Origin of the sequence: Bradyrhizobium sp. HKCCYLRH3099 (assembly GCF_051167855.1) — a bacterium.
GTDB lineage: Bacteria > Pseudomonadota > Alphaproteobacteria > Rhizobiales > Xanthobacteraceae > Bradyrhizobium.
In genome coordinates this window covers 60,246-77,695 of the sequence record NZ_JBNPTW010000004.1, presented here as the reverse complement: position 1 = coordinate 77,695, position 17,450 = coordinate 60,246, and the positions used below count along the sequence as shown (strand labels likewise).

The window sequence follows — 17,450 nt, the reverse complement described above, 5'->3', positions numbered from 1 at the left end:
GGCTCGGAGGGATACGGGGTGGTCGCGCCGCCAGAAGGGCTCAACTTCGTTCCACGTGCGGAACCAACCGGCGTCAGGTTCGTTCAGCTTCGGGGCAGTTCTGCCCGCGCCGCGGCGGCACCGCAGCCGGACGACGTTGACGTTGCGCCGCGCGCCGTTATTTGCGAGCGTCATATCAGAGTATGGGCAAGGACCGACAACATGACTGCACCGCGGCCGCCGCGCGGATCTGTGTTTCTCGTTGAAGACGAAGTCATGATCAGGATGATGGTCGCCGACATGCTCGAAGAGCTCGGCTACACCGTCGCCGCCGAAGCCGGCGAAATCAGCGAGGCGATGCGGCTCGCGGACAGCACCTATTTCGATGTCGCGATCCTCGACGTCAACGTCAACGGCAAGGTCATCTCGCCGGTGGCCGATCTCATCAAGGCGCGCAACCGCCCCTTCATCTTTGCAACCGGCTATGGGTCGTCGGGCTTGCCCGAGGAGTATCGCGACCGCCCGGCGCTGCAGAAGCCCTTTCAGCTCGAAACGCTCAGCAAGGCGATCGAGCACGCGTTGCGCAGCGCGGAGCCTCAGAGCTAGCGCCCGGCTTCAGCCGAGAATCTCGCCAAGCTTGCCCGAAAACGCCTCGTCGGTGCGATCGAGGCGCAGCGGCGTGACCGAGACGTAATGCGCAGCCAGTGCGGCGAGGTCCGTGCCCTCATCGGGCACGTCGAGCGACGCCGCGCGGTCGAATCCGATCCAGAAGTAGGGATTGCCGCGTCCGTCGCGACGCTCGTCGACCTTGAGGAAGCCGAGGTTGCGCTTGCCTTGTCGGGTCACCACGATGCCCCTGACCGCGTCGGGCGCGCAAGACGGGAAGTTGACGTTGATGACGGTGTTCTTCGGCACGCCGGCATCGAGCACCTTGCGCACGATCTGCGGTCCGAATTTCAGCGCGGTGTCCCATGACGGCTTGTCGCGGGTGGCGATACTGAACTCCTGAGACAGCGCAAACGAAGGAATGCCGAGAATCGTGCCTTCGAGCGCGCCCGCGATCGTGCCGGAATAGACCACGTCCTCGGCAACGTTGCGGCCCTTGTTCACGCCGGACAGCACGACGTCCGGCAGCTTGCTCCCGAGAATGTGGCGGGCGCCCATGATGACGCAGTCGGTCGGCGTGCCGCGCACGGCGAAGTGGCGCGGGCCAACCTCGCGCAGCCGCAGCGGGTCGTTGAGCGAGAGCGAATGTGAGACGCCGCTCTGGTCCAGTTCGGGCGCCACGATCCAGACGTCGTCGGACAACGCGCGCGCGATTTCCTCGATCACCTTCAGACCCGGTGCGTGGATTCCGTCGTCATTGGTGCAGAGAATCCGCATCGTCACTTATCCATCCCGTTCGAGCCATTGCCGGGGGTGTCTTATCCGCTACGCCCCATCGAGGCAAACCTCGGGAGATCCGGTCCCGGCCGGTGTCAGGACCGGATCCGCCACTGCGGCACGAAGCGGGCCAAGCGTCCGTTTGAGCTGACCTGAAGCGGCTCGCTCGGCGCGCCGGATGCGGCAGGCGGTGGCGGACAGGCCGGCGCGGACGATGCGGGCTCCCCCCGCGGCGGTCGCGCGAAGCGGGTCCGCGCGATGCTCAGCGCCTTCTCGAAGTCGGCCGGGTTGAACCAGGATTGCGCGCGGAGCGCATCGGGCAGCCCCTCGTTCCAGACCGTGCCTCGATCGATGTCGAATGCGCCCTTCAGGCGCTGATCGATCGCCTGAATGCCGGCGGCGGTGACCGCCCATTGCCGTCCAATCCAGAAGATGTCCCGATGCAGGGCCATATGGTGCCGGTGTCCGACGAGCGATTGCTGAACGGACCCCGAGGATACGACCCGACAGCCGCCACGCAAGGTGGCGACCGCCCCGGATGCAATTTGCCGCGGCCTTATGGCTCGGCGGCCACGACCTTGAGGCCGCCCATATAGGGCTGCAGCACGTCGGGCACGGCGATCGAGCCGTCCGCCTGCTGATAGGTCTCCATGACCGCGATCAGCGCACGGCCGACGGCGGTGCCGGAGCCGTTCAGTGTGTGCACGAAGCGCGGCTTGCCATCGCTGCCTCGGGAGCGCGCATCCATGCGCCGCGCCTGGAAGTCGCCGCAGACCGAACAGCTCGAGATCTCGCGGAAGGCGCCGCCGTCGCCCTGCCCGGGCATCCAGACCTCGATGTCGTAGGTCTTCTGCGACGAGAATCCCATGTCGCCGGTGCACAGCGTGATGACGCGATAATGCAGATCGAGCCGGCGCAGCACCTCCTCGGCGCAGGCCAGCATGCGCTCATGCTCGTCCTTGCTGGTTTCGGGTGTCGTGATCGACACCAGCTCGACCTTGGTGAACTGGTGCTGGCGGATCATGCCGCGGGTGTCGCGCCCCGCAGCGCCGGCCTCAGCGCGGAAGCACGGCGTCAGCGCGGTGAGCCGCATCGGCAGCTCCTTCTCGTCGACGATCGATTCGCGAACCAGATTGGTCAGTGCGACCTCGGCGGTGGGAATGAGACCGAGACGATCGGTCTTGAGACGCTCATCGGGCGCGATCAGCAGCTCGCCCCTCACCGCCCAAAACTGATCGTCTTCGAATTTCGGCAGTTGCCCGGTACCGAACATGACGTCGTTGCGCACCAGGAGCGGCGGATTGACTTCGGTATAGCCGTGCTCGGTCGTGTGCAGGTCGAGCATGAACTGCCCGAGCGCGCGCTCGAGCCGCGCCAGACCCTTCTTCAGCACCACGAACCGCGCCCCCGACAGCTTGGCCGCCGATTCGAAATCCATGGTGCCGAGGCCGGCGCCGATCTCGTCATGCGGCTTCGGCGCGAAGGGGTAGTTGCGCTTGGCCCCGAACACATGACGCTCGACATTGTCGTGCTCGTCCTTGCCGTCCGGGACCTCGTCGAGCGGCAGATTGGGGATGGCGGCGAGCTCGCGCGCCAGCTCCTCGTCGGCCTGCTTCGCGGCGGACTCGAGCTCCGGCATCGTGGTCTTGAGCTTGGCGACTTCCTCCATCAGCGCCGATGCGCGGGCATCGTCCTTGGCCTTCTTGGCTTCGCCGATCTCCTTGGACGCCGCGTTGCGCCGCGCCTGCGCCTGCTCGGACGCCAGGATCGCCGCGCGCCGCCGCTCGTCGATGGCGAGCAGATGCGACGACAGCGGCGACAGTCCCCGGCGCGTCAGCGCTGCATCGAAACCTTGCGGATTGTCGCGGATCGATTTGATGTCGTGCATGGTCGTTCGGTCCTGGGAACGAAGAGACAGGGGGCGAGTCGCCGCGGCTGTCGCGGGCGCGCTTGCACTACCCCGAATGGCTGCCAATGGGAACAGGCGCCCGGACGAACCCGGGCAGCCTCATGGGCCTATTCGGACGGATTGGCCGGCAGATTGCCCGAGTCCGACGACGAGCCCGAACCGGACGAGGAACCAGTCTTGGCCGCAGCCGCCTGCTTCTCGACGATGCCGACTGCGATGATCGCGCCCTCGTAGAGCGCCATCAGCGGCAGCGCCAGCGAGGCCTGGCTCAGCACGTCCGGCGGCGTCAGCACCGCAGCGATGATGAAGGCGATGACGATGAAGTAGCGCCGCTTTTCCTTCAGCATCTTCGACGTCACGATGCCGATACGCCCGAGCAGGGTCAGGATGACCGGCAGCTGGAACGCGATGCCGAAGGCGAAGATCAGCGACATCATCAGGGACAGATACTCGCCGACCTTGGGCATCAGCGCGATCTGCGCCGTCTCGGGGCCGCCGAGCTGCTGCATCCCGAGCGAGAAGCGCACGATCATCGGCCACACCGCAAAATAGACCAGCATGGCGCCGAGGACGAAGAAGACGGGGGTCGCGATCAGATAGGGCAGGAATGCATTGCGCTCGTGCCTATACAGGCCCGGCGCGACGAACTTGTAGATCTGGGTCGCCACGATCGGAAACGAGATGAAGCCGGCGCCGAACATCGCGAGCTTGAGCTGCGTGATGAAGTATTCGAGCAGCTGCGTGTAGATGAACTTGCTGTTCTCCGCGCCCGCGACCCACACGAACGGCAGCACCAGGATGTTGTAGATCTGCTTGGCGAAGAAGAAGCAGAAGATGAAGGCGACGCCGAAGCCGAGCAGCGCCTTGATCAGCCGCGAGCGCAGCTCGATCAGGTGGTCCATCAAGGGGGCCTTGCTGGCCTCGATGTCTTCGACGGTCATGACGCTTTGGCGTCCTTCAGACGTTCGGCCTCGGCCGACAATTCGGGCAGCGGCTCGGCCTTGATCTCGCGCACGATCGCCAGCGGCTCATTCGCCGCCTGATGCGCTTCGGCCTCGACGAAGGTCTCGGGGCGCGGAGGCTCGGGTGTGGTCGGGGTGACCGGCGTCTCGGCCGCGGCAACCGGATCTGACGGGGTTGCAGCCGGCTCCGCGGGCTTGTCCACGCCCTCGATGTCCAACGCCTTGTCGACGTCGCGCTGCAGTGACGACATCATGCCGCTGGGGGAAAACCCGCTCGCTGCTTCCTTGACCTCGTCGAAGCTCTTCTTGAGGTCGGCCATCTCGGCCTCGCGCATGGCTTCCTGGAACTGGCCCTGGAACTCCGACGCCATCCGGCGGGCCTTGCCCATCCACTGCCCGACCATGCGCAAAACGCCGGGAAGCTCCTTGGGACCGATCGCAATCAGCGCGACGACCCCAATGACGAGCAATTCACTCCAGCCGATATCGAACATGAAACAATCCGCCTACGCGACGACGCCCCTGATCCCGCCCTGCCCGGTCCTGCCGGAGCAGGCCCCGTTCGTGCGGAGCGCGCGCCGCCCGCGCCTCATCAACAGCAGATCAAACGGCCTTGCTGCCGACATCCGTGCGGGTGGCCGAAGGCGTCGCGCCATGGTCGATCGACTTGACCGGCTCGGTCTTCTCCGGCGCCTTGTCGTCGTCCTGCATGCCCTTCTTGAAGGCCTTGATGCCCTGCGCGACGTCGCCCATGAGATCGGAGATCTTGCCGCGCCCGAACAGGAGCAGGACGACCGCGATCACCACGATCCAGTGCCAAATGCTAAGCGAACCCATCCTGCAACCCTCCAAAAACCGGCGCAGCCTTCACCCGACTGCCCGTCGACGCTACCGCCGAAACCGCGCCAAATCCATGGACTTGCCCGCGACACTTCGCTTCTAGCATTCGATTGCGAAACGGCAATACGAACACATCTCGGCGGAGCCAAAAACGGGGCGCGGGCCGCCCGATCTGGGCGGAAGGTAGGCGTCGGCGCTCGCAAAAACAAGCACTTCGGCTCCGCCAAATCGCGGGCGGAGCTACGTAATAACGCGAGTGTTAACAGCCGCGCAGGCCGTCACCCTTCCCGGTGCTCGGAGCCGTCCTCGTCGGTATCGCGGTCGGACTCGTCAGACTCGGCCGCGTCGGATTCGGCAGCATCATCGGCGTCAGCCACCGCCTCATCCTCAGCCGCAACATCGGCCAGCTCCGCGACGGTCTCCTCTTCCGACTCGGCCGCGAGCTCCTGCTCCTCGATCTCCTCGACGTCGAGTTCCTCTTCCTCGAGCTCCTCGACCTCGAGGGCCGCTTCGTCGGTTGCGGCGTCCGCCTCGGTCGTCGAGATCGTCAGATCGCCGACGGCGAGCTGCGACGACGTCTCGTCATCGACAACGTCAGCCTCAGCTTCCGCGGCTCCCAGCTCTGCGGTCTCGACGAGCGTTTCGACCGCACCGGTTTTGACAAGGCCGGTTTCGGCCGTGGCCGTCTCGGCCTCGGATGCCTCCGCCTCGGAGGCTTCCGCTTCGCCAGGCTCGGCCTCGACTGCCGGCGCCAGCGCCAGATCGAGATCGCCCGGATCCAACGGCTCCTCATCCTCGCGCAGCGTCGGATCGTCCGACGGAGTCGGCACGGTAAAGCCGGTGGGCAGCCGCGAATCCAAAAGGCCGGTGCCCTTCAGCTCTTCGAGGCCAGGCAGATCGCCCAACGTCTCGAGGGTGAACTGGGCGAGAAATGCGTCGGTGGTGCCGAAGGTCAGGGGCCGGCCCGGCGTCTTGCGACGTCCGCGCGGCTTGATCCAGCCGGTCTCGAGGAGAACGTCGAGCGTGCCCTTGGACGTCACCACGCCGCGAATCTCTTCGATCTCGGCGCGCGTCACCGGCTGATGATAGGCCACGATCGCGAGCACCTCGATGGCGGCGCGCGACAGCTTGCGCGTCTCGGTGCTCTCGCGCGTCATCAGCCAGGCGAGGTCGCCGGCGGTGCGGAAGGTCCATTTGCTGGCGACGCGAACGAGATTCACGCCGCGATTGGCGTAATCCGCCTGCAGTTGCGCCAGCGCGGCCTTGATGTCGACACCTTCAGGCATACGCTTGGCAAGCGTGGCCTGCTCCAACGGCTCGGCCGAGGCAAACAGCAGCGCCTCGAGGATGCGCAACGCTTCGGGGCGCACCTCGGGTTCGCTCGTCGCGATCTCGTCGGGCTCTTCCATGCGCAGTTCCGCCAAGCTAGCCATGGCAGGGTCTCCTTCTTCGTTACTCAACCGTCAAGTCCGGCGCAGCCATGGCGCCAGGCTGGTTCGGTGGACGCTTACGAAAATACAGCGGCGCGAACGCCTGCTTCTGGTTCAGTTCGAGCTTGCCTTCGCGGACCAGTTCCAGCACGGCGGCAAAACTCGAGGCGAAGACGGTGGCCTTTTGCGTCGGCTCGGGGACGTAGGTCAGCAGGTAGTCGTCGAGACATCCCCAATCGTCCGAGACCTCGGTCATGCCGACCAGCCGCTCCAGCGTGGCGCGCGCCTCGGCGAGCGACCAGACATTGCGCTTGGCCATGTGCACCGATGTCACCACCCGCGCCTGGCGCTGGATGGCGTAGGCCGACAGCAGGTCGAACAGCGTCGCCGTGAACTTCGGCTTGCGCACCTCGGCGATCGCCTCCGGATTGCCGCGTGGGAACACGTCGCGCTGGAACTGCGGCCGGTTCATCAGGCGGTTGGCGGCCTCGCGGATCGCCTCCAGCCGGCGCAACCGGTTGGCCAGCGCGGTCGCCATCTCCTCGGCGCTCGGACCTTCCTGCGCAGGCGGCTCCGGCAGCAGCAGGCGCGACTTCAGGAACGCGAGCCACGCTGCCATCACGAGATAGTCCGCAGCGAGCTCCAGCCGGATCTTTCGGGCGGCCTCGATGAACTGGAGATACTGGTCGGCGAGCGCCAGGATCGAGATCTTGGCGAGGTCGACCTTCTGCTGCCGCGCCAGCGCCAGCAGCAGGTCGAGCGGGCCCTCGTAGCCCTCGACGTCGACGACCAACGCCGGTTCGGCCTCGGCCAGCTCCGTCGTGGGACGGCCGGTTTCAAACGACAGAATTTCAGCGGTCATGCGCTCGCGGGTCCCAGCCGGTTGATCAGGGCATCGAGCTCGGCGCGCGCGGCGATCCGATCGAAGCCCGTGGGTGCTTTGCGCGCCGCCAGCGCGCGATCGGCACGGGTCAGAGCCTCGCCTGCAAGCTCCGGCGTCTCGGCCGCGACGGCCTGCATCTCGTCGAGCTTGCCGTTGCAATGCAGAACCATGTCGCAGCCGGCGGCGACGATCGCGCGAGTGCGCTCGGCGATCGATCCGGCCAAGGCGTTCATGGAAACGTCATCACTCATCAACAAACCCTGGAACCCGATCCGTTCGCGAATCACCCGCTGGATCATTGTCGCAGAAGTCGTGGCCGGATGGGCGGCGTCGATCGCGCTAAACACAACATGTGCAGTCATCGCCATCGGCAGGTCGGCAAGCGGCCGGAAGGCGGCGAAATCGGTCGCGTCGAGCTCCGCCTCCGGCGTGTCGACCGTCGGCAGCAGGTGGTGGCTGTCGGCGGTGGCGCGGCCGTGCCCTGGGATGTGCTTGAGCACGGGCAGCACCCCGCCCTGCTCCAGCCCCTCCGTCACGGCCCGGGCAATTGCCGCCACCTTGGCCGGCGAGGTGCCGTAGGCCCGATCCCCGATCACGGCGTCGGCGCCGGCGATGGGCACGTCGGCGAGCGGCAGGCAGTCCACAGTGATCCCCAGGCTGTGCAGATCGTCGGCGATCAGGCGGGCGCTGAGCCAGGCGGCGCGGAGGCCGAGGGCCGAATCAAGGTCGTAGAGGCGGTCGAACACGATGCCGGCGGGATAGGCCGGCCAGTGCGGCGGACCGAGCCGCTGCACCCGCCCGCCCTCCTGGTCGATCAGGACGGGAGCGTCGGCGCGGTCGGCGCAATTCCGTAATTCCTGAACCAGCGCAGTCACTTGGGATGGTGACTGGACATTGCGTTTGAACAGGATGAAGCCCCAGGGCTTCGCATCGCGGATGAACGCGCGCTCGGCGTCGGTGAGGTCCAGCCCGGCGACGCCGGTAATGAAAGCCCGCATGGTCATGCGGGCCGCATAGACCCCGCTTCGGGGGCGGTCAAGCAAGCCTTAATTGTTGCTAAACGGGAAACACTGTCCACCGGCAGTTTTCAACGATCCGCACATTTTGTTGGCCTCTTCCTTCGTTGCGAAGGGGCCGACAGCCGCGCGGTACTTGACACCACCCTTGTCACCCAGATCCATCCGCTTGATGATCGGCTCGTACTTGCCGAGCACCGCCGGGTACTTGTCCTGCACGGCCTTGTACGACGTGGTCGCCTCGGCCTCGCTGGCCTGCGACGAGATCGACACCAGGTAGCCGCCGGTGCGCTCGGTCTGGGTCTGCTCGGTCACCGGCACGGCCGCCGCGATCCGGGCGGGCGCCGTAGCTGGCGCCGCCGGCTGCGGCGTCAGCGGCATCGGGCTCTCCGTCGCGGACGCATTGGCGTTGGCCGGAGACTTCTTCGCCTTGGCCGCCTGCTTGGCCGCCGGCGCGGCAGGCATTGGCGCACCGCCCGCATCGGCCGGAGGCTGATTGCCGCCAGTCACCGACAGCGTCTTGATCGGACGCGGATCGCTGTTCGGCAAGGTGCCGTTGGCATTGGCCATCTGCGACAGCGGCGCGGCGCCGGCGCTCACCGGCGGCGGAGCCCCGTTCTGGCTCATCTGCGGAAACACCACGCGCGGATTGCCGCCGCCACGGGTGTTCAGATCCATCGGCGCCTCCTCGCGGGACACCAGCTTCTCGCCACCATCATTGCCGAGCAGGCGGTCCGGCACCTTCGGTGTCGTATCCTGCTGCGCCATGATCTTGGTCGGGCTGTTGTCGGCGCGAATGATCGGCGGTTCGCCGGTCCGCCCGGACGAAATGTAGGTCTTGTAGCCGTAGGCGCCGCCGGTCCCGACAACGGCGAGCGCCAGCACGGCAAGCACCGTGCTCATGCCGCCACGTCGCCGCGGCCGCTCCTCTTCCTCGCCCTCGTCGTAGCCGTCCTGATAGCCGTACTGGCTGTCCTGGAAGTCGTTGTCGCCCTGGAATCCCTGCTGACCGCCCATCTGGCCGAACAGCGCATCGTCGTAGCGCGACGAGTCGGGCTCGTTGTCGTCGAAACCATTGCCGCGATCGAAGTCGCGGTCGTTCTCGGCAAAGCCATGGCGCGACTCGCCGACGCTGTAGTCGAGCTTGGAGAGCTGATCGGCAAATTCGGCGTTCGGGAAACCCGGCTGAGGACGGGGCTGCGCCGGAGCAAAGTCCTGCTCCGGGAAACTCGGCTGAGCGCGCGGATCCTGATAGCCGGCCGGGAAGGACGGCGCAGGCTGCTGCGGCTCACGTCCCATGTCGGCAAACGGATTGGCCGCGGCCTGCGGCTGGGCACGCTGCATCCAGGCAGGGGCGCCGGCCGGTGGCATGCCGGCGGCGGGCTGCTCCGGAGCCGGTGCGGCGGGGCGCGCCATCGGACGCTGTTGAGCTTGCGGGGTCGCACGGCCCGGGGCCGCGAAAGGATCGTTCTGCCCGATCAGGCGCGCGAGTTCGGCGAGCGGATCGGCATCGGCCTGCTGGTTTCCACCGCGACCGAAACCATCGGCGGGAAAGGGTCTGTCCTGGTAACGATCAGCCATCGTTTTGAAGCGTCCCTGCGGGTGAGCCGCACATGCGTCCTAAGGCGGACCCTGCCAGATTGAGGCCCCCAACTGAAGTCGTGTGTTTCCCCCAATCAGCGCATTGCATCAGGAGCATTAACGCCCAAGATCGCAAGTCCCGACGCCAGAACCGAGACGACGCCCTGAACCATGGCCAAACGTGCCTTGGTCAATTCTGCATCATCATCGATAATGAAGCGTAAATAGGGCAAATCCCGCCCCCGCGTCCAGTGGGCGTGAAATTCGCTTGCAAGTTCATAGAGGTAGAAGGCGACCCGGTGCGGCTCATGCGCCAGCGCCGCGCTCTCGACCGTACGTGGGTACAGCGCGAGCTGTTTCAAGAGGCCGTGTTCGGTCGGATCCGACAGTTTTTCGAGGTTCGCGCTGCTCAGGAACCCGATTCGAGCTCCCTCCTCTTCCGGCAGGTCCGGGAACATCTCCCGGGCATTGCGGAACACCGAGTAGCCCCGAGCGTGGCCGTACTGGACGTAGAACACCGGGTTGTCGCGCGACTGCTCGATCACCTTGGCAAGGTCGAAGTCGAGCACGGCGTCGTTCTTGCGATAAAGCATCATGAAACGGACCGCATCGCGCCCCACTTCATCAACAACTTCCCGCAAGGTGACGAAGTCGCCGGAGCGCTTCGACATCTTCACCGGCTCGCCATTGCGCAACAGCTTGACCAGCTGCACGACCTTGACGTCGAGCGTGGCCTGCGCCGCGGTCACCGCCTTCACCGCGGCCTGCATGCGCTTGATGTAGCCGCCATGATCGGCGCCGAACACGTCGATGAGATCGGCGAAGCCGCGCTCGAACTTGTGACGATGATTGGCGATGTCGGAGGCGAAATAGGTGTAGCTGCCGTCCGACTTGATCAGCGGCCGGTCCACGTCATCACCGAACGCGGTGGCGCGGAACAGGAGCTGCTCGCGATCCTCCCAATCCTCGACCGGAGCGCCCTTCGGCGGCGGCAGACGGCCTTCATAGACATCGCCGCGCTCGCGCAGAAAATCGATGGTCTCGGCAACCTTGTTGTTGCCGCGGGTGATTAGCGAGCGCTCCGAGAAGAACACGTCGTGACGGATGTTGAGCGCGGCGAGATCATCCTTGATCTCGTCCATCATCATCGCGATCGCCTTGTCGCGCACGACCGGCAGCCATTCGGCTTCCGACATTGCCTTCAGCTTGTCGCCATGCTCCGCGACGAGCGCCTGCCCGACGGGCTTCAGGTAGTCGCCAGGATAGAGCCCGTCCGGAATCGCGCCAATGTCCTCGCCGAGCGCCTCGCGATAACGGAGGAACGCGGAGCGCGCGAGCACGTCGACCTGCGCGCCGGCATCGTTGATGTAGTACTCGCGGGTGACGTCACGGCCGGCGAACTGCAGCAGGCTGCACAGCGCATCGCCGAACACGGCGCCGCGGCAGTGGCCGACATGCATCGGGCCAGTTGGATTGGCGGAGACATATTCGACGTTCACCTTCGGCGCACCTGGCACCGGCGCGACACGGCCGTAGGTGGCGCCTTCGCGCAGGATGGTCGCGAGCGCCCTCGCCCACACCCCCGGCTGCAAAGTGAGGTTGATGAAGCCCGGACCGGCGACGTCGACCTTGGCGACGAACTCATCGGCGCGTAGCCGTTCGGCGATCTTTTCAGCGAGATCACGCGGCTTGGCCTTTGCCTCCTTGGCGAGCACCATCGCGGCGTTGGTGGCCATGTCGCCATGGCTCGGGTCGCGCGGCGGCTCGACGACCACGCGCGAAAAATCGATGCCTTCCGGCCAGCCGCCATCCGTGGCGAGCGCGGCGCAGATGGCGTGCACGCGGGCCAGCATGTCGGCAAAAAGATAGGGTGTAGACGCTTGTTCGACCATGCCGCCGCCTAACGCAAATCCGGAGTCGAGTCAAAAAGCCGGTGGTGTTCGGTTAAGGCAAAACGGTCCGTCATTCCGGCGATAAAGTGGCCGATCCGGCGCGCGCGATCGCCGTCGCCCTCGCAGCCATCCAGCCAGCCGGCTGGCAGCGATCCGGCATCGTCCTGGTAGCGGCCGAACAGGTCGGCCACGATACGCTCGGCATCGCGCATCACGCGCATCACCCGCTCATGCCGATACATCCGCTTCCAGAGGAACGCCTTGACCGTCGCCTCGTGCTCGGCCACGTCGGGCGGAAAGGCCACCAGCGCGCCGGCATGGCGGCGGACGTCATGGGGCGAGACCGGCTGCGCCCGCTCGATTCGCCGCTGCGCCTCGGCGGCCACGGCGCCGATCAGATAGGAGATCAGCTCGCGGACCAGCTCGGCCCCCCGCCGGATATCGTCCAGACCGGGATAGTGCCGGTCGATCTCGGCGATCATCGCCGCGAGCAGCGGGACCTCATCGAGGTCGTCGAGCGTGAACAGGCCCGCGCGCAAACCATCGTCGATGTCATGCGCGTCATAGGCGATGTCGTCGGACAGCGCCGCGACCTGGGCCTCGAGCGAGGCGTAGCTCCACAGCTCCAGGTCGAACCGGGCATTGAACTCGACGATTCCCGCCGGGATCTGCCCCTGCAACGGCCCGTTGTGCTTGACGATGCCTTCAAGCGACTCCCAGGTCAGATTGAGGCCGTCGAAATCCGGGTAGCGCTGCTCGAACGACGTCACGATGCGCAAGGTCTGGGCATTGTGGTCGAAGCCACCATGGTCGGCCATGCAGCGGTTCAGCGCCCGTTCGCCGGCATGGCCGAACGGCGGATGGCCGAGATCATGCGCCAGGGCCAGCGTCTCCGTCAGGTCCTCGTCGAGGCCGAGCTGGCGCGCCAGCGCGCGGGCGATCTGGGCAACCTCGAGGGAATGGGTCAACCGGGTGCGGTAATGGTCGCCTTCGTGGAAGACGAACACCTGGGTCTTGTGCTTCAGCCTGCGAAAGGCGGTGGAATGGATCACCCGGTCGCAATCCCTGCGAAAGGCGCTCCGGGTGCGCGAGGGCGGCTCGGCGAACAACCGGCCCCGGCTGCAATCGGGGTCGCAGGAATAGGGAGCGCGGGAAGCAGCCATTCCGACCGACACGGGCGATTGTTCCTTTTGAGGTTTGATTCCAGGCCGGAGCCCACTTAACTATGGGGAGTGCCCGATGCCAAATGAAGTGGGCATGACGCGCCTTCCGGAGACCCTTCGCCATGACTGATGCCATGACTGATGCCACCCCCGTCACCATCAGCGAACGTGCCGCCCGCCGCATCGGCGAGATTCTCGGCAAGGAGACGGCTGGCGCGATGCTGCGCATCTCGGTCGAGGGCGGCGGCTGCTCGGGCTTCCAGTACAAGTTCGACATCGACCGCGCCAAGGCCGATGACGACCTCGTCATCGAACGCGACCGCGCCGTGGTGCTGGTCGATCCGGCGTCGGTGCCGTTCCTGGCCGGCTCGGAGGTCGACTTCGTCGACGACCTGATGGGCGCCTCGTTCCGGATCAACAATCCCAACGCCACCGCCTCCTGCGGCTGCGGCACCAGCTTCTCGGTCTGATCCCTCCCCGGCCCGCCTCTAGGCCTCCGCGGTCACGGCCGGATCTTCCGACGGCGCGAGCGCGGGCGCGTCCACGTTTGGGGTAGCCGTTCCCAACGCCTTCAGCATGGCCGCCACCATCGCGGGCTTTCGCAGCGGCTTCGCCAGGAAGTCACTCATGCCCGCCTCGCGGCATTGCTTGATGTCATCCGGGAAGGCATTGGCCGTCAGCGCGATGATCGGCAGCTCGGCCAGCCGGCCGCCCTTGGCGCGAATGGTGCGCGTCGCCGTGATGCCGTCCATCTCGGGCATGCGCACGTCCATCAGCACCAGGTCGAACGCCTGCTCGGAGGCGGCGTTCACCGCCTGCAGGCCATCCGGCACGATGCATTTGTCGACCGCGAACTCCTGCAGCATCTTCGACACGACCATGCGGTTGGTGGCATCGTCCTCCGCGATCAGCACGCGCAGCGGACGGCCGAGCGCCTCGATGCGCGTCTTCAGATCGCCGGCACCGACGCGGTCGCCGCGCTGATCGGAGATCTGCTTGTCGCTCCACGGCAAGGTCAGGCTGAAGCGGAAGGTCGAGCCCTCGCCCTGCACCGAGGACACCGCGATCGATCCGCCCATCTGCTCGATGATGCGCCGGGAGATCGCAAGCCCGAGCCCGGTGCCGCCGAACCGGCGGTTGATCGAGGCGTCGGCCTGCGCGAATTCGCTGAACAGCCTGCCGACGCGATCGGCGGGAATGCCGATGCCGGTGTCGGAGACGCGCCACTCGATCGTGGCCTTGTGATCGTCGCGCGTGCGGCAGGCCACCGCGATGGTGACGCCGCCCTGCTCGGTGAACTTCACCGCGTTGGACGCGAGGTTGATCAGCACCTGGCGGATGCGCGCGACATCGCCCTTGAGTGACGGCGGCAATTGCGGATCGATGTCGGCATTGACCAGCAGGCTCTTCGATTTGGCGTTGACGCCGATGATCGAGGTGACCGCCTCGACCAGCGCCGCCGGCGAGAAGTCGACCGTCTCGAATTCGAGCTTGCCGGCGTTGAGCTTCGACAGATCGAGAATGTCGTTGAGGATGCGTTGCAGATTGTCGCCGGATTCGCGGATCGTCATCACGGCGTGACGCTGATCCTCGTCGAGCTTGGTCTCCAGCAAGGTCGAGGCGAGGCCGAGCACGCCGTTCATCGGCGTGCGGATCTCGTGGCTCATCATCGCCAGGAAGTCGGACTTGGCGCGGCTCTCGGCCTCCGCCTGCTCGGCACGCCAGCGCTCGGTGACGTCGCGGCCGAAGCCGCGATAGCCGGCGAACTTGCCGTCATAGTCGCGCGCCGGCCGGGCGGTGATCGCCCAGCGGCGGCGCTCGCCGCCCGCGACCACGACATGGATCAGGCTCTCCGGGATCGACAGCCGCTGTGCCATCCGGTCGGCGAGCGTCTTCAGGGTCGCCGTGTCGGTCGGACAAAGATATTTCAGCGTGTCGATCAGCCGTTCACCCTTGAGCTGATCGAGCGGCAATTGCGCGACGTCGGCAAAGCGCTGCGGCGCGTCGATCAGCCGGCCCTCGGCATCGGTCTGCCACAGCCAGCTCGAGGCGTTCTCCTGGAATTCCTTCAGGAGCAGCGAGATCGTCTCGTTCTGCCGCTCATGCCGGATCTGCGCCTTCAGGTTCTCCAGGAACACGTTGCCGTGCGACACCAGGTGCCGCACCATGAACGACGTGTAGAGCAGCAGGAAGACGACGAGCACGAGATAGGTCGCCCCGCCGCACAGGAACAGCGACGCGACCGAGCACAGCATCAGGCTCCAGGTGTAGGCCAGACCCGCCCGCGGCACGCTCGACATCGCAAACGCGCCGCCGGAGATCATGCCCGTCATCAGCGAGCCGACGATGATCTGCAGATGCGGCTCGACCTGCGGCATCACGATGAGCGGCAACGAACCCCACACGACCGAGAGGAAGAACGCCTGCAGCGTCATGCGGTTGATGGCGCGCTCCGAAGCCTCCTGCGGCCGCGCCTTGCGCGCGCGCCACCAGCCCCGCAGCGCCAGGCCGCCGGCGAGGGCGATGGCCGCGCCCCAGGCGACGAGGAAAGCATTCGAGACGATGTTCCAGAAGACGCCGAGGACGATCGCCGCGTTCGCGAAATTGATGCCGATCGTCACAGGCACAAGGCGCGCCACGGCATCGACCTGCCGGGCCCGAATGCGCCGGCGATCACGCTCCATCAGCGCTTCGTCGTCGAGCGTCTCGATCGCCCCGAAACCGCTGATCCAAAGGAAGAAGGCACTGAGCGGGCTATGGCCGTCCGCTTGCTTCGCGCGCGAGGGATCCCCAGACCAGATCATGTGGGCGTCGAACCTTCCTGATGATCCCCAGCCATGCCTGATCGGCTGCTTCAGCCGCGTTAATTGCCCCGCCCGTAGAATTACGGATCGCTCTTCCCAGGCCGCACACATCGCGCGTCGGGCCGTTGGCCGGCAGGGTCGGATGGGTACGATCAGGCGTTCTCGCGGCATCCTCAGCCCGAGTCATGATGATCAGTTTCACCCTCGTTGAGGTCGAGGGCGCAGGGAATGCCGGGTGCTGGCCGCAACCCATGGCCCGCCTGCAGAAAAAGTAGCAGGCGGCAGTCACCACAGGTCCAGCCGGTCAACCGGCATTCCCTGCGCGATGGCGTTACGCCTTATACGTCCTCTCCCCGGGGACCGGCTGTCTTGCCCCCGTCACCAGCGGATCATCGTCACCACCGGCTTGACCTCAGCATCGGGAGGTCAGGACCTTACGATTTCGGCGTGCGCCGGAGCCGTTCGTCCGCACGGCACGAGGCCATGCTGCGGCTCACGACGCCCATCGCATCCCACCCCGCGTGTCGTGACGATCGCGATACGCCCCTCGTGCCGGGACGGGACGGCTCATAGAAACATGATTTCCGAAATTTCGAAACAACGAAATTTTTCGTTTCAGGACTGGACAGGCCAAATCAGCTTGATGCGGCTCGCGAAATCCGTTTTTGCGCGCAGGCGGTTGCGATGCCGCCGGCGCGCCCCCGCGCGAACAAACAAGCGCGATGGTGCAGACCGATTTGCCCGACGGCCATCGGGACATGCGGTCGAGCGCCTTCGATCTCCTTGGCTCTCCTTGGCTCGCGTGCGCGTGTCAGATCACGGCGCCGGAGGCGTAGGCGCCCGCCCAGTGCGGAAAGCCGGTCTCGACGGCGCGCGCGGCGGCGTGGTCCCAGTCATAGGTCAGCGCCAGCAGCTCGGCCTGCCAGTGTCCACGCCGCTCGGTCAGCACAGCGTAACGGGCGTGCGGCGAACGATGTTCGAGCTGAGCCGCGATCGGAATGTCGGCGAACACCGGGCAGCCGACGCTGCCGGGATTGACCACCATGGGACCGCGCGGCACCTGCACCACCGCCTGCCGATGGCTGTGACCGCACAGCACGAGCGTCGCGCCGCCGAGATCGACGAGACGCGAAGCCAGCACGTCGCGGCGCGCCGGGACATAGCGGCCGTCGTCCGTCATCTCTTCCAGCAACATCGCGCAGTCGTCGGTCGGCGTGCCGTGAACGGCGAGGATGCCCTGCTCCAGCGCAATCCGCGGCGGCAGCGCATGCAACGCGCGGCGCTGCTCGGCGCTCAGCGCAGCGCGCGCAAACCGGCCGGCCGGCGAAAGCTTCTCCTCCGGAAACTCCTCGATCCACCGGTCATGATTGCCGCGCACCGTGGGCAGCGCCAGGGATTGCAGCAGCTCGAGGGTTTCCAACGGCCACAACGGGCTGGTCACGCAGTCGCCGAGATTCACAGTCGTATCGACGCCGCGCGCCTTGATGTCGTCGAGCACCGCCTCCAGTGCCGGCAGATTGCCATGCACATCGGAAATCACAGCCAGCCGCATCGGTCGTTCCCTCGCAGTCCTGTCTCAGCGAACATTCACTTGTGGCAGACTGTACC

16 protein-coding genes are annotated in these 17,450 nt (G+C 66.2%); 2 read left to right on the top strand and 14 right to left on the bottom strand.

The annotated features are described in order from the left end of the window. Positions 1 to 201 precede the first annotated feature (201 nt). Positions 202 to 585, top strand: coding sequence for a response regulator (locus ACQR1Y_RS11060; protein WP_434859249.1), 384 nt, complete (start codon positions 202 to 204; stop codon positions 583 to 585). A gap of 9 nt (positions 586 to 594) precedes the next feature. On the opposite strand, the gene surE is transcribed toward ACQR1Y_RS11060, so the two are convergent. The 12 genes from surE to ACQR1Y_RS11000 all read right to left on the bottom strand — a co-directional run bounded on the left by surE (position 595) and on the right by ACQR1Y_RS11000 (position 13,050). Then, the gene (surE, locus tag ACQR1Y_RS11055) at positions 595 to 1,362 is read right to left on the bottom strand and encodes a 5'/3'-nucleotidase SurE (RefSeq protein ID WP_434859250.1); all 768 of its coding nucleotides are present in this window, start codon (positions 1,360 to 1,362) and stop codon (positions 595 to 597) included. Positions 1,363 to 1,457: 95 nt separating this feature from the next. Beyond that, complete coding sequence (locus tag ACQR1Y_RS11050; protein ID WP_434877218.1) at positions 1,458 to 1,814, bottom strand: hypothetical protein; 357 nt, start codon at positions 1,812 to 1,814, stop codon at positions 1,458 to 1,460. Between the two features lie 104 nt (positions 1,815 to 1,918). Next, complete coding sequence (gene serS / locus ACQR1Y_RS11045) at positions 1,919 to 3,250, bottom strand: serine--tRNA ligase (protein WP_434877217.1); 1,332 nt, start codon at positions 3,248 to 3,250, stop codon at positions 1,919 to 1,921. A gap of 128 nt (positions 3,251 to 3,378) precedes the next feature. After that, positions 3,379 to 4,212, bottom strand: a complete 834-nt coding sequence (gene tatC, locus ACQR1Y_RS11040; protein WP_434859043.1) for a twin-arginine translocase subunit TatC — start codon at positions 4,210 to 4,212, stop codon at positions 3,379 to 3,381. Beyond that, positions 4,209 to 4,727 (bottom strand): Sec-independent protein translocase protein TatB, encoded by a 519-nt coding sequence (gene tatB / locus ACQR1Y_RS11035; RefSeq protein ID WP_434877216.1) that lies wholly within the window; start codon positions 4,725 to 4,727, stop codon positions 4,209 to 4,211. Before tatB ends, tatC begins: the two co-directional genes overlap by 4 nt. Before the next feature lie 109 nt (positions 4,728 to 4,836). Next, on the bottom strand, positions 4,837 to 5,070 hold the full coding sequence (locus tag ACQR1Y_RS11030) for a twin-arginine translocase TatA/TatE family subunit (RefSeq protein ID WP_006614346.1): 234 nt from the start codon (positions 5,068 to 5,070) through the stop codon (positions 4,837 to 4,839). Between the two features lie 281 nt (positions 5,071 to 5,351). Beyond that, a complete protein-coding gene (gene scpB, locus ACQR1Y_RS11025; protein WP_434877215.1) occupies positions 5,352 to 6,506 on the bottom strand; it encodes an SMC-Scp complex subunit ScpB in 1,155 nt (384 codons plus the stop codon). A gap of 19 nt (positions 6,507 to 6,525) precedes the next feature. Beyond that, positions 6,526 to 7,365 carry a segregation and condensation protein A gene (locus ACQR1Y_RS11020; protein ID WP_434859046.1) on the bottom strand — a complete coding sequence of 280 codons (840 nt, stop codon included), beginning with the start codon at positions 7,363 to 7,365 and terminating at the stop codon, positions 6,526 to 6,528. Further along, positions 7,362 to 8,390: a beta-N-acetylhexosaminidase gene (gene nagZ, locus ACQR1Y_RS11015; protein WP_434877214.1), complete on the bottom strand. Its 1,029-nt coding sequence runs from the start codon at positions 8,388 to 8,390 to the stop codon at positions 7,362 to 7,364. Before nagZ ends, ACQR1Y_RS11020 begins: the two co-directional genes overlap by 4 nt. Positions 8,391 to 8,432: 42 nt before the next feature. Then, positions 8,433 to 9,983 (bottom strand): SPOR domain-containing protein, encoded by a 1,551-nt coding sequence (locus ACQR1Y_RS11010; protein ID WP_434877213.1) that lies wholly within the window; start codon positions 9,981 to 9,983, stop codon positions 8,433 to 8,435. A gap of 95 nt (positions 9,984 to 10,078) precedes the next feature. Next, positions 10,079 to 11,875, bottom strand: coding sequence for an arginine--tRNA ligase (argS, locus tag ACQR1Y_RS11005; protein ID WP_434877212.1), 1,797 nt, complete (start codon positions 11,873 to 11,875; stop codon positions 10,079 to 10,081). Positions 11,876 to 11,883: 8 nt separating this feature from the next. After that, positions 11,884 to 13,050 (bottom strand): deoxyguanosinetriphosphate triphosphohydrolase, encoded by a 1,167-nt coding sequence (locus ACQR1Y_RS11000; RefSeq protein ID WP_434877211.1) that lies wholly within the window; start codon positions 13,048 to 13,050, stop codon positions 11,884 to 11,886. Between the two features lie 110 nt (positions 13,051 to 13,160). Here ACQR1Y_RS11000 and erpA point away from each other — a divergent pair, with 110 nt between their 5' ends. After that, positions 13,161 to 13,508: an iron-sulfur cluster insertion protein ErpA gene (erpA, locus tag ACQR1Y_RS10995; RefSeq protein ID WP_434859051.1), complete on the top strand. Its 348-nt coding sequence runs from the start codon at positions 13,161 to 13,163 to the stop codon at positions 13,506 to 13,508. Between the two features lie 18 nt (positions 13,509 to 13,526). Here erpA and ACQR1Y_RS10990 read toward each other — a convergent pair whose 3' ends face one another. Beyond that, positions 13,527 to 15,842: an ATP-binding protein gene (locus ACQR1Y_RS10990; RefSeq protein WP_434877210.1), complete on the bottom strand. Its 2,316-nt coding sequence runs from the start codon at positions 15,840 to 15,842 to the stop codon at positions 13,527 to 13,529. An 811-nt stretch (positions 15,843 to 16,653) separates the two neighbouring features. Next, complete coding sequence (locus ACQR1Y_RS10985; RefSeq protein WP_434877209.1) at positions 16,654 to 17,394, bottom strand: metallophosphoesterase family protein; 741 nt, start codon at positions 17,392 to 17,394, stop codon at positions 16,654 to 16,656. Between the last annotated feature and the right edge of the window lie 56 nt (positions 17,395 to 17,450).